The following is a 12,113-nucleotide window of genomic DNA, read 5'->3' as shown; positions in this document are numbered from 1 at the left end:
TTCGGCCGCAATCTGCCACCGCGACAGACCGGCGGCAAGCCGCCGGCCTTGGGCCAGAATGGTGCGGTGCACTGACGGTAGGATCAGCCCTGCAACAGGCCGATAATGTCGCGTACCGTCTTCATGGTGGTCCCAGCCAGCGCGCCGGCGCGTTCGCCGCCGTCTCTCAGCACCGCGTCGACATAGGCGCGGTCTCCCTCGATACGGCGCATCTCGCCGGCGATCGGCGCCAGTTTTTCCACGGCAAGGTCGGCGAGCGCCGGCTTGAACACGGAAAACTGCTGGCCGCCGAATTCCTTCAGCACGTCCGCCTTCGACATCTCGGCCAGCCCGGCATAGATGCCGACCAGGTTTTCCGCTTCCGGGCGGCTTTCCAGGCCGTCGGTTTCGCTTGGCAACGCTTCCGGGTCGGTCTTGGCCTTGCGGATCTTCTTCGAGATGGTGTCGGCATCGTCGGTCAAATTGATGCGCGACAGGTCGGACGGGTCCGACTTCGACATTTTCTTCGAACCGTCGCGCAGGCTCATGATGCGCGCCGCCGGCCCGCCGATCACCGGTTCGGTTATCGGGAAGAACCCGTTTACCGTCTCTTCGCCAACCTGCATCTCGACGCCGACGCCAAGACTGGCGATGCGGCTCGAAAAATCATTATTGAACTTTTGCGCGATGTCGCGGGTCAGCTCCAGATGCTGCTTTTGGTCCTCGCCCACCGGCACATGGGTGGCGCGGTAGAGCAGGATGTCGGCGGCCATCAGCGAGGGATAGGCAAGCAGGCCCAGCGAGGCGTTCTCGCGGTCCTTGCCGGCCTTGTCCTTGAACTGCGTCATCTTGTTCATCCAGCCGATGCGCGCCACGCAATTGAAGATCCAGGCAAGCTCGGCATGCTGCATCACCCGCGACTGGTTGAAGACGATGTGCTTCTTCGGGTCGATGCCCGAGGCGAGGAAGGCGGCGGTGATCGAGCGGGTCTGGTCTGCGAGGTCATCATGGACGAGTTGTGCCGTCAGCGAATGCAGGTCGACGACGCAATAGATGCAGTCTGACGTGTCCTGAAGCGCAACGAATTTCTTGATGGCGCCGAGATAGTTGCCGAGATGCAGATTGCCGGTCGGCTGTACCCCGGAAAAGACGAGCTGTTTGAAGGCGGTCATGGGTTCCTCATGGCTTGTGGAGGGCCGTATTAAGCGTGTTTCCGAAAAGTTGCAGACCTTTCGGAGCCAATCACGCGGCTGGAAACCACGCGCGGCGAAAGTCTTGCGACGGCGCGCTTATGGACGAAGGGGCGGAGAGGATCAAGACCGGTGTTGCTGTTAGCTCGCCCGGACTATTCGTCCAGATCGGCGTTTGGCGCTGGCGCCGCTGCCTTGCCCGAGCCGCGTTTCACATTGCGCCGGATCATTCCGAAATCGGCGCCGCCGGTGGCGAAAGCCGTGACGAAGTAGAGCAGCGCCCCGCCGGCCACCAATGAGAGAAGCGTCACGGCCTTGATCACCAGTGGGGAGCCGGGGCCGAGCCTGACGGCCAGCCAGTGCTCGGCGAAATAGAGTGCTGTCGCCATCACCGCAGCCGACAGCACCAGGCGCGGAATGCGCTTCAGCAGCGGCGCGTCGCGGCCCCAATGGCCACGTCGGATCAGCACGGCAAGCAGCATCACAGCGTTGACCCAGCCGGCCACGGCCGAGGCCACCGCAATGCCGGGCGCGCCCATGCTCGGGAACAGCGTCAGTGCCGTGATCACGTTCACGCCGACCGAAATGGCGGCGAACATCATCGGCGTGCGCGTATCCTCGCGGGCGAAATAGCCGGGAGTGAAGGCCTTGATCAGCACGAAGGCCGGCAGGCCGAGGCCAAAGATCGCCAGGATCGCGGCCACGGTCGGCGTCGAGCCGTTGGCGGCGAAGGCGCCGCGCTCATAGACCAGCCGCACGATCGGCTCCGCCATTACCCAAAGGGCCGCCGCCGCCGGCAAGGTCATGAACAGGGTGAACTCGACCGAGCGGTTCTGCAGATTGGCTGCCTCGACCAGATTGCCCGATTTCAGCGCCCGCGACAGCTCCGGCAACAGCACGATGGCCACCGCGACGCCGACGACGCCGAGCGGCAGCTGGTAGATGCGGTCGGCGTAAGCAAGCGACGACACGGCGCTGTCCTGCGCCGACGCGATCGCCGTGCCGATCAGCTGGTTGATCTGGGTGATGCCGCCGGTGATCGCCGCCGGCAGCGCCAGGATCAGCAGGCGCTTGACGTTGGGCGTCATCTTCGGCCGGCGAAAACCGATGGCGATGCCGGCATTGCGCACCGCCACCCAGACAATGGCAAGCTGTACCAGCCCCGCCGCCAGCACGCCCCAGGACAGGCTGAAACCAACCTCACGGGCATCCATGCCGTGGTACCAGGCGTAGCCGAGCACGCTGATCAGGATGATGTTGAGGAATGCGGGCGCCACGGCAGCCGCGAAATAGCGGCGCAGCGAATTCAGCATGCCGGCCATCATGGCTGCGAGCGACATGCAGATGAGATACGGGAACATGATCGTCGCCAGCAGGACGGTCGTCTCGAATTTGCCCGGCGTGTCGGCAAAGCCCGGCGCCACGAGATAGCGCACGATCAGCGGCATCGCCAATTCCATGACGATGGTCAGCGCCAGAAGTGCGGTGAACAGGACGCCGAACACTTCCTCCGAAAAGCGCTTGGCGCCGTCGGTGCCGTGGGTCTCGATCTCCTTGGCAAACAGCGGCACGAAAGCGGCGTTGAAGGCGCCTTCTGCAAACAGCCGGCGAAACGTGTTGGGAAACTGAAAGGCGGCGTTGAAGGCGTCCGCCACCGGCCCGGTGCCGAGTGCGGCAGCCATCAGCATTTCGCGGCCAAAGCCAAGGGCGCGGCTCATCAGCGTGCCGGACGCAACCGTGGCGAATTTCTTGACGAGGCTCATGCGCGGGGAGATTGCCTGGATGGTTGGGACAAAGGGGATGATTGGGACAAAGGGGGTGATTGGGACAAAGTGATGGTCACTCGGCCGCCGCCTTGGCCTTGCCGCCGCGCTCCGGGACAACGCCTTCAAGTGCCGCGATCAGCCTTGTGTGGATGGCGGCGGTGCGCGCCGGATTGTCGATCTTCTGCCCCGTCAGGTCGGTGACATAGAAAGTGTCGATCACCTTCTCGCCGAAGGTGGTGATGTGGGCCGAGGCGATGTCGAGCGAGAGATCGGACAACGCACTGGTGATTTCCGACAACAGCCCAGGCCGGTCCAGTCCCTCGACCTCGATCACCGAAAACCGGTTCGACAGCGTGTTGCGGATTTCGGCGCGCGGCGGAATCTTGAACACCTTGGCGCCGCGCCGCGGCCGGGTGCGCTTCTCGATCATCTCCGGCAACCAGCTCTTGCCCGACAGCACGTCCTCGATCAGCCGGCCGACGCGCTCGGCGCGACGGCGCTCATCCTCGTCGCGGTCGAATTCCCGTGAGATCAGGATGATGTCCAGCGCGCGGCCGTCGGACGTGGTGAAGATCTGCGCGTCGACGATGTTGCCGCCGGCGCCGGCACAGGCGCCGGCAATGACCGAAAGCAGGCGCGGATGATCCTGCGCCAGCACGGTGATCTCGGTCACCGCCTCGAATTGGTGGGTCCTGACCACGGTGGCGAGCTTCTTGCCTGCCGCGTCGGCTTCGCGAATGAATTCGGCATGGCGCAGCTGATCGGGGAGGTCGACCGTCAGCAGATAGTTCTCGTAATGCAGGCCGACATAGCGCTTGCGGGCCTTGTCCGGCCAATCGGCCAGCGCCTCGGCCAGCCGCTCGCGCGCCGCCGCCGTCCGCTTGGCGCGCGACACTTCCGAGAAGCCGCCGGTCAAAAGCAGTTCGGTCTCGTAGTAGAGCGTGCGCAGGAGCTGGCCCTTCCAGCCGTTCCACACGCCCGGCCCGACACCCCTGATGTCGCAGACGGTCAGGATCAACAGCATTTTCAGCCGCTCGACCGATTGCACGATCGAGGCGAAATCCTCGATCGTCTTGCGGTCGTTGAGGTCGCGCGTCTGCGCCGTCATCGACATCACCAGATGGTTCTCGACCAGCCAGGCGACGGTCTCGGTGTCGGCCGCCGACAGCCCCATATGCGGGCAGATGCGGCGTGCGATCCGGGCGCCGGCCTCTGAGTGATCCTCCGGCCGGCCCTTGGCGATGTCGTGCAGCAGCACCGCGACATAGAGTGCCTCGCGGCTCTTCTCTAGCCCCGGCATCAGCGTGTGCGAGAGCGGATGCACCTTTTCGCCGTCGCCGCGCTCGATCTCGGCCAAGACGCCGATGCAGCGGATCAGGTGCTCGTCCACCGTATAGTGGTGGTACATCGAGAACTGCATCATGGCGACTATTCTGCCGAAATCGGGGATCAGCCTGCCGAGCAGGCCGGCCTCGTTCATGCGCCGCAAATTAAGCTCGGCATTGCGGTCCGAGGTCAGGATGTCGAGGAACAGCCGGTTGGCCTCCTCGTCGCGCCGCAGCGACTTGTTGACCAGACCGAGCGAGCGGGTGAGCAGCTTCAGCGCATCGGGATGGAACTCCAGCCCGTGCTTGTCGGCGAACCAGAACAGCCTGAGCAGATTGACCGGGTCGCGCTCGAACACGCTGTCGTCGGCGACGTTGATGCGGTGATTGTCGACAATGAAGTCCGACGTGCCTGCCAGCTTGCGCTTGCGGCGCTGGAAGGTGAGGAAGATGCGGTTGAAGCCGGGCACATGCTTGGCCTGCTCTTCCTCGAGCGCGGCGCAGAAGATGCGGGTGAGGTCGCCGACATCCTTGGCGACGAGGAAGTAGTGCTTCATGAAGCGCTCGACCGCCGACAGACCGGGATGCGTGGTGTAGCCCAGCCGTTCGGCGATCTCGCGCTGGATATCGAAATGCAGCCGTTCCTCTGGCTTGCCGGTGAGGAAATGCATGTGGCAGCGCACCGCCCACAGGAAATCCTCGGCCTTGAGGAATTCCCGGTATTCGGCCTCGGTGAACACAGCCTTGTCGACCAGTTCCTCGCCTGTGCGCACGCGATAGAAGTATTTGGCGATCCAGAACAGCGTCTGCAAATCGCGCAGGCCTCCCTTGCCGTCCTTGACGTTGGGCTCGACCAGATAGCGGCTTTCGCCGGCCTTGGCATGGCGATCGTCGCGTTCGGCGAGCTTGGCCTGCACATATTCCGGTCCGGTGGTGCGCACCACTTCATGGTCGAAGCGAGCGAGCAATTCGTCGAAGAGCTTCTGTTCGCCCCACAGGAACCGCGCTTCCAGGATCGTGGTGCGGATGGTGATATCGCTGCGCGACAGCCTGAGACACTCGTCGATGTTGCGGGTGGCGTGGCCAACCTTCAACCCGAGGTCCCACAGCATATAGAGCATATATTCGACGATCTGTTCGCCCCACGGCGTCTGCTTGTAGGGCAGCAGGAACAACAGGTCGATGTCGGAGCCCGGCGCCAGCGTGCCGCGGCCATAGCCGCCGACGGCAACGACCGCCATGCGCTCTGCGGTCGAGGGGCTTTTCACCCGGTAGACGTGGGTCGCGGCGAACTCGTAGAGGGCGCGGATGATCTCGTCCATCAGATGCGACAGCCGGGCGGCGCATGCCGTGCCGCTGCCATCGTCCATCAGCATGCGCTCGGCAACCTTGCGGCCCTCGGTCAGCCGATCCTTCAGCAGCCGGAGCGCACCGACGCGCGCGCCGGGCTCGATGCCGCTGGCCGCCGAGATCAGCGCCGTCATGTCGCGGCGCAAAGCCTCGCTGTCGATCAGCGCGTCGAGCTTGAGGGAGATTTTTGCCATGGATTGCCGGTGGGCCTCGCCTTTGCGCGGCGTCTATAGCGCGTTTTCACGGCGCTGTGTATGGGGCGGACGGACGCGTCGGCCGCGATACCAGAAAGGGATGATCATCTCGCGCCGGAGCCGGAAGAGATCGGCGATCTGCCGCGTCAACCGCCTGGTCTCGATCCTTACCTTGGCGGTGATTGGCCTGGGGCGCCGTTTACCTATCCCGCTTGCCACCCATTCCTCTGTTCGCTCCTGCTTGAGCAGGCTTGGCAATCTCACCGGACTGTCGCCGAGGAATTGTGCCTGCAGGCACAATGCTGGGACGAGTTGGTAAATGACCTTGTCGGACGAGGTAGCAAAACGCGGATTGAAGATGAGGTGATCGACGGGAATGCTGATCTCATTCGTTGCCGCAAGAAGGTCCCGCGCGGCCTGTCTGGACAGGATGTATCCCGCCGTACCGATATGGAGCCCGTGCAGTCTGCTCGCAGAAAAACCGTGGCCGCAGGCAACTTGCTTGCGTGAAATTACGGTCCGGTTGAAGAACGTTTCCAACTTGACGATGTCCGCATCGGCGGGAATCCAGCCCGCATCGGCAAGCAAAGCGCCGGCTTTGTCCGGGAAAACGACATCGTCCTCGAAAATCGCCGCGTAAGCATCCTCACCTGCAGCGATCGTCGACCAACACTGTTGGTGGCTGAGCAGGCAGGCAATCTCGGCGTCGGCCAGGCGCAAATGCTTCTTGCCCTGCGGCATTTCGGCCAGATCCGGCCGATCTCGCGCATCGATGGCGGCGACCCGCTCGAAGGCGATGCCGATGCGCGCGAACTCCGCCGTTACATGGGCGAGGCGATCGCGGGACCGATCGAGATTGATAATCAGGCATTTCATTTGGGTGGGATCGATGCAGTGGGACGCGCGTCCATAGCATGGGAACAAAGTTGCGTAAGCGATTTTCCCTCGATGTGCGCGATGACGGCCACGATCGAAAAGTGGAAATCGCCCCTTGACCTTCCAGTTACTGGAAGCACTACCTCCTCACCCAGACAGATATAAGGCACTTTTCGATGGCGCATTCCGAGCATCACCACCACGCGCACGCGGCCGATGGCAACTGCTGTACGGCAAAGGCTGCTGAGCCGGCCGCCGAAGCAGTGGTGCGCGATCCGGTCTGCGGCATGAGCGTCGATCCGGCAGCCGGTAAGCCGACGGCCGAGCATGGCGGCCGTCTCTTTCACTTCTGCAGCGAGGGTTGCCGTACGAAATTCGTCGCCGGGCCCGAAAAATACCTGACCGCCACCGACCCCGTCTGTGGCATGAGTGTCGACCGCGCTACCGCCAGGCATTTTTTCCGCCACGAAGGCCAGGGTTTCTATTTCTGCTCGGCCGGCTGCCGGGCGAAGTTCGAGGCCGAGCCGCAAAACTATCTCGGTGACAGGCCGACGCCGTCGCCAGTGCGGAAAGGCACGCAATACACCTGCCCGATGCATCCCGAAGTGATAAGAGACAAGCCCGGCTCCTGCCCGATCTGCGGCATGGCGCTTGAGCCGATGGGCGTTCCCACTGGCGATGAGGGCCCGAACCCCGAACTGGTAGACTTCACCAGACGGTTCTGGGTCAGCGCGGTGCTGTCCCTGCCGCTGCTGATCGTTGCCATGGCGCCGATGCTCGGCCTGACGTTCCAGGCGTTTGTCGACGGGCGAACGATGGTCTGGCTGGAATTGGCGCTGGCCAGCCCAGTGGTGCTGTGGGCGGCCTTCCCGTTCTTCCACCGCGGCTGGGATTCGCTGGTCAACCGCAGCCCCAATATGTGGACGCTGATTTCGCTCGGTGTCGGCGCTGCCTATCTCTACAGCGTGGCGGCCACTCTGTTCCCGGACATTTTTCCACACCAGTTCCGCGGTCATGGCGGCACAGTGCCGGTCTATTTCGAGGCAGCCGCCGTCATCGTCGCGCTGGTATTCCTCGGTCAGGTGCTCGAATTGCGGGCGCGCGAAAAGACCGGGTCGGCCATCCGTGCGCTGCTCGACCTGGCGCCGAAGACGGCACGGCTGATCGGGGAGGACGGCTCCGACACCGACGTGCCGCTCGATGCGGTCAAGACCGGCGACCACCTGCGCCTCCGTCCGGGCGACGCCGTGCCGGTCGACGGCATCGTAACGGAAGGCCGTTCCTCCATCGACGAATCGATGATCTCGGGCGAGCCGCTGCCGGTCGAAAAAACGAGAGGCGATGCCTTGACCGGCGGCACGCTCAACAAGAACGGTTCGCTGATCATGCGCGCCGAAAAGGTCGGCTCCGAAACGACGCTTTCGCGCATCGTCGAGCTGGTCGCAAAGGCGCAGCGTTCGCGCGCGCCGATTCAAGGTCTGGCCGATCGCGTCTCCTTCTACTTCGTGCCGGCAGTCGTGCTGGTCGCGCTCGCGGCCTTTGCCGCCTGGGCGATCTTCGGTCCCGAACCCAGCTTGATCTTTGCCATCGTCTCGGCGGTCTCGGTGCTGATCATCGCCTGCCCCTGCGCGCTCGGCCTAGCGACGCCGATGTCGATCATGACCGCCACCGGGCGCGGGGCGCACGCGGGCGTGCTGATCAAGGACGCGGCCGCGCTCGAGCGCTTCGCTTCGGTCGACACGTTGATCGTCGACAAGACCGGCACCTTGACCGAAGGCAAGCCTCGCTTGACCGATGTCGTCGCTGCCGAAGGCCTGTCTGAGAATGAATTGCTGGCGCTCGCCGCCGGCCTGGAAAAAGGCTCGGAGCATCCGCTGGCCGAGGCCATTGTCGGCGGCGCCGGCGAACGCGGCCTGACGCTCATTGAGGCCGGCGGCTTCGACGCCGTCACCGGCAAGGGCGTATCCGGCACGGTGTCTGGCAGGAAGGTTTCGCTCGGCAACGCCGCCATGATGGCCGATGTCGGCATCGATACCGCTTCCCTGTCGGCCAGGGCCGAGGCGCTGCAGGCAGAAGGCAAGACGGCGATGTTCGTTGCGGTGGACAAAAGACTGGCCGGCATTGTCGCCGTCGCCGATCCGGTCAAGGCAACGACAGCCGAGGCGATCAGGGCGCTGCATGACAGAGGCTTGCGGATCATCATGGCGACCGGCGACAATGAACGCACGGCGCGCGCCATCGCCAAAAGCCTTGGCATTGACGAGGTGCGCGCCGGCCTTCTGCCGGAACAAAAGGCAGCCCTTGTCGAGGAGTTGCGTGCGAAAGGTGCCGGCATCGCCATGGCCGGCGACGGCGTCAACGATGCGCCGGCCCTGGCCAGCGCCGATGTCGGCATCGCCATGGGCACCGGCGCCGATGTCGCTGTCGAGAGCGCCGGCATTACGCTGGTCAAGGGCGATCTCAACGGCATCGTCAGGGCGCGAACGCTCGCCCAGGGGACGATCCGCAACATCCGCCAGAATCTGTTTTTCGCCTTCCTCTACAATGTGCTTGGCTTGCCGGTTGCTGCCGGCGTGCTCTATCCGCTCACCGGCACGCTTTTGTCGCCGATGCTGGCGGCGGCGGCCATGAGCCTGTCTTCGGTTTCGGTCATCGCCAACGCATTGCGGCTGCGGACGTTGAAACTCTGAGCAAAGCCCCCAGATACGAATTTCAATCAACAGGAGATCATGGATGACCTTGGCTAAGAAAATCGTGCTTTTGATGATGGCGGCGGGAATGCTGCTTGCCGTTTTCCTCGAAAGCGTCCCGGCGCAATCCGAAGAGATGAAACACGACATGGGCGCGATGGGCGCGCAAGGTCCTTCGACCGACGGCTACAAGGCGGCGATGGACAAGATGCACACCGACATGATGATCGAATATTCCGGCAATGCCGATGTCGATTTCGTGCGCGGCATGATCCCGCATCATCGGGGCGCGATCGACATGGCCAAGGTGGAACTCGCCAATGGCAAGGATCCCGAAATCCGCAAGCTGGCCGAAGATGTCATCGCCGCGCAGGAAGCGGAGATCACCAAGATGCAGGCCTGGCTCGCCGCCCATCCGGTCAAGTAGCGCAGCAACGACTGCGGAGAAGAATGCGGGATCCATTCTGGATTTCTCCCTGTGCTTGTGATGCCATGCGCATTGACCGCCATACGAGGAGCCTCCATGCCCACGACCATAAGAACCACCACGCTGCCTTCGGGCGAGGCCGTCCAGGTGCTGGGACAGGGCACATGGAAGATGGGCGAGGATTCCCGCCGCCGCGCCGGGGAGGTCAATGCCCTGAAGCTCGGGCTGGACCTCGGCATGACGTTGATCGACACCGCTGAAATGTATGCCAGCGGCGGCGCCGAGGAGGTGGTGGCGGGAGCCATTGCCGGGCGCCGCGACGAACTCTTTCTCGTCTCCAAGGTATTGCCGTCCAATGCCTCGCGCACCGGTGTGGCGCGGGCCTGCGAAAACAGCTTGAAGCGCCTGCGCACCGACCGCATCGATCTCTATCTCCTGCATTGGCCGGGCAGTGTGCCTCTAGGCGAAACGGTCGACGCTTTCGAGGCGTTGAAGAAGGCCGGCAAGATCCGTCACTGGGGCGTCAGCAATTTCGACACCGACGAAATGGAGGAGCTGACCGGCCTGTCGTCTGGAGATCATGTCCAGACCAACCAGGTACTCTACAATCTGTCGCGGCGCGGCCCCGAATTCGATCTCGCACCGTGGAGCCGGCAGCGCGGCATCCCGCTGATGGCCTATTCGCCGGTCGAGCAGGGCGCGCTGGCGCGCAATTCAAGGCTGGAAACCATCGCCGCCCGCCACAACGCCACGGCAGCACAGATCGCCCTGGCCTGGGTGATTGCCCAGCCCGGTGTCATCGCCATCCCGAAGGCGAGCAGCCAGGAGCACGTCCGCCAGAATGTCGCCGCGCTCGATATCAGGCTGACGGCCGAAGACCTCGCCGAACTCGACCGCGCCTTTCCACCGCCGACGCGCAAGCGCGGGCTGGAGATGATCTAGATTGGAACGGGTTTCGGCCGGGTATCATCATACGGCGTATAGAGTCGGAGCCATGACGGTCACGTCGCTGCGCGACGGTTACGTCGACATGCCAATCAGGCGGCTGCGCCAGCCCGGAGACCGGACATTCGGTGACAACCTGCCCTCGCATGTACCGCTCGTCGACGGTGCGCTCAGGCTGTCGGTCAACGCCTTCGCCATCGATGACGGCGACGACATCACGCTGATCGACACAGGGGCTTCGAACGCCTGGCACCCGACAATGGGGCACCTGCCCGAGGCGCTGCGCGAGGCGAAGATCGCCACCGACCGGATTCGGACTGTTGCTTTCACCCACACCCATCTCGACCATATACACGGGCTCATCCTTGCCGATGGTGGCGACGGCTTCCCGCAGCTCTCTCGCCTGCTTGTCCCGCGCGCTGAGCTCGGCATGTTTCGCGACGTGGCGAGGCTGGAACGCTTCCACGATCGCGCCCAGCCTCTCGATGCTGGACAGCGCGTCAGCGCTGACATCGATACGATCGGCTCCGCTGGCCATGAAGCCGGCCACACTTGCTTTCGCGTTGTGAGCGCAGGCGAAACACTGTTGATCTGGGGCGACATCGTACATGTGCCGTCGCTTCAATTCGATCGACCCGAGATCACGTGGGAATTCGACGCAGACCAGCAGCAGGCGAGGGCAAGCCGGTTGCAAATGCTGGCGCTTGCGGCCAACAACGACTGCTACGTTGCCGGCGCGCATCTTGATTCGCCCGGCGTCGGCCGGGTTTTTCGAACCGAGACGGCTTTCCGCTTCGAGCCCTTGTAGCACTCTAGCCGAGCGCCGCCCGCGCCCGTCGCAACGCGCGCGAAAACACTGCGGTGTCGTCGAAGGCGCGCGCCAGCGTGAGCGCGCCCTGGATGGCGCCGACCGTTTCTTCGGCGAGTTCGTCTGCTTTGGCCGGGCTGTGTCCGACACGAGTCAGCGCCTCGGCAAGATGCGCTACCCAGCGGCCAAAATAGCTTTTGATCGCCTTGGCGAAGAGATCGCGCGATTCGTCCAGCGCAATGGCGCCGATCAGGCAGACCCGACGGCCTGAGCGGAAATAGCTGTCGGTCGCCTTCAGCATGCGCTCGATGCCGGCGTGTGGGTCAGCATGGTCCTGCAGCGGCACGAAGACATTCTCCTCGAACCAGCCATCTATATGGGCAATGACAGCCGCCGCCATCTCTTCCTTGCCGCCGGGGAAGAAGTGGTAAAGGCTGCCTTTGCCTAAGCCGGTCGCCGCGCCGATCCGCGTCACGCTCGCCCCTTCATAGCCGTGTTCGCGGAAAACCTCGCCGATTATGGAGAGCAAACCGGCGCGATCGGGCGCAATCCTGCGCATGCGC

At 63.7% G+C, this 12,113-nt stretch carries 9 protein-coding genes; 4 read left to right on the top strand and 5 right to left on the bottom strand.

All coding sequences use genetic code 11. The annotated features are described in order from the left end of the window. Window positions 1-83 precede the first annotated feature (83 nt). The 4 genes from trpS to ACYG9R_RS07980 all read right to left on the bottom strand — a co-directional run bounded on the left by trpS (window position 84) and on the right by ACYG9R_RS07980 (window position 6,680). Window positions 84-1,151 (bottom strand): tryptophan--tRNA ligase, encoded by a 1,068-nt coding sequence (trpS, locus tag ACYG9R_RS07995; RefSeq protein WP_023823808.1) that lies wholly within the window; start codon window positions 1,149-1,151, stop codon window positions 84-86. 173 nt (window positions 1,152-1,324) lie between these two features. Next, on the bottom strand, window positions 1,325-2,932 hold the full coding sequence (gene murJ, locus ACYG9R_RS07990) for a murein biosynthesis integral membrane protein MurJ (RefSeq protein WP_023703110.1): 1,608 nt from the start codon (window positions 2,930-2,932) through the stop codon (window positions 1,325-1,327). Between the two features lie 76 nt (window positions 2,933-3,008). Then, entirely contained in the window at window positions 3,009-5,804 is a 2,796-nt protein-coding gene (locus ACYG9R_RS07985; protein ID WP_023822843.1) for a [protein-PII] uridylyltransferase, read from the bottom strand. Window positions 5,805-5,837: 33 nt separating this feature from the next. Beyond that, entirely contained in the window at window positions 5,838-6,680 is an 843-nt protein-coding gene (locus ACYG9R_RS07980) for a glycosyltransferase family 25 protein (RefSeq protein WP_023690024.1), read from the bottom strand. A 176-nt stretch (window positions 6,681-6,856) separates the two neighbouring features. Here ACYG9R_RS07980 and ACYG9R_RS07975 point away from each other — a divergent pair, with 176 nt between their 5' ends. From ACYG9R_RS07975 to ACYG9R_RS07960, 4 genes are all read left to right on the top strand, one after another. Further along, on the top strand, window positions 6,857-9,370 hold the full coding sequence (locus tag ACYG9R_RS07975) for a heavy metal translocating P-type ATPase (protein ID WP_023823807.1): 2,514 nt from the start codon (window positions 6,857-6,859) through the stop codon (window positions 9,368-9,370). A gap of 43 nt (window positions 9,371-9,413) precedes the next feature. Beyond that, window positions 9,414-9,797, top strand: a complete 384-nt coding sequence (gene copM / locus ACYG9R_RS07970) for a CopM family metallochaperone (protein ID WP_023823806.1) — start codon at window positions 9,414-9,416, stop codon at window positions 9,795-9,797. A 96-nt stretch (window positions 9,798-9,893) separates the two neighbouring features. Continuing rightward, window positions 9,894-10,739, top strand: a complete 846-nt coding sequence (locus tag ACYG9R_RS07965; RefSeq protein WP_023823805.1) for an aldo/keto reductase — start codon at window positions 9,894-9,896, stop codon at window positions 10,737-10,739. A gap of 52 nt (window positions 10,740-10,791) precedes the next feature. After that, window positions 10,792-11,550 (top strand): MBL fold metallo-hydrolase, encoded by a 759-nt coding sequence (locus ACYG9R_RS07960; RefSeq protein ID WP_023698948.1) that lies wholly within the window; start codon window positions 10,792-10,794, stop codon window positions 11,548-11,550. 4 nt (window positions 11,551-11,554) lie between these two features. Here the strand turns inward: ACYG9R_RS07960 and ACYG9R_RS07955 are convergent, their stop codons facing one another. Then, entirely contained in the window at window positions 11,555-12,109 is a 555-nt protein-coding gene (locus tag ACYG9R_RS07955) for a TetR/AcrR family transcriptional regulator (protein WP_023712863.1), read from the bottom strand. Between the last annotated feature and the right edge of the window lie 4 nt (window positions 12,110-12,113).

The sequence above is a fragment of the Mesorhizobium sp. RSR565B genome (assembly GCF_054719465.1).
The sequence above is the reverse complement of the archived record's forward strand: the minus strand, read 5'-3'. Positions and strand labels throughout refer to the sequence as shown.

Coding starts and splice junctions, on each gene's coding strand:
- ACYG9R_RS07960 (WP_023698948.1), top strand. CDS start 10,792: ATGACGGTCACGTCGCTGCGCGACGGTTACGTCGACATGCCAATCAGG.
- copM (WP_023823806.1), top strand. CDS start 9,414: ATGACCTTGGCTAAGAAAATCGTGCTTTTGATGATGGCGGCGGGAATG.
- ACYG9R_RS07980 (WP_023690024.1), bottom strand. CDS start 6,680: ATGAAATGCCTGATTATCAATCTCGATCGGTCCCGCGATCGCCTCGCC.
- ACYG9R_RS07975 (WP_023823807.1), top strand. CDS start 6,857: ATGGCGCATTCCGAGCATCACCACCACGCGCACGCGGCCGATGGCAAC.
- ACYG9R_RS07965 (WP_023823805.1), top strand. CDS start 9,894: ATGCCCACGACCATAAGAACCACCACGCTGCCTTCGGGCGAGGCCGTC.
- murJ (WP_023703110.1), bottom strand. CDS start 2,932: ATGAGCCTCGTCAAGAAATTCGCCACGGTTGCGTCCGGCACGCTGATG.
- ACYG9R_RS07985 (WP_023822843.1), bottom strand. CDS start 5,804: ATGGCAAAAATCTCCCTCAAGCTCGACGCGCTGATCGACAGCGAGGCT.
- trpS (WP_023823808.1), bottom strand. CDS start 1,151: ATGACCGCCTTCAAACAGCTCGTCTTTTCCGGGGTACAGCCGACCGGC.
- ACYG9R_RS07955 (WP_023712863.1), bottom strand. CDS start 12,109: ATGCGCAGGATTGCGCCCGATCGCGCCGGTTTGCTCTCCATAATCGGC.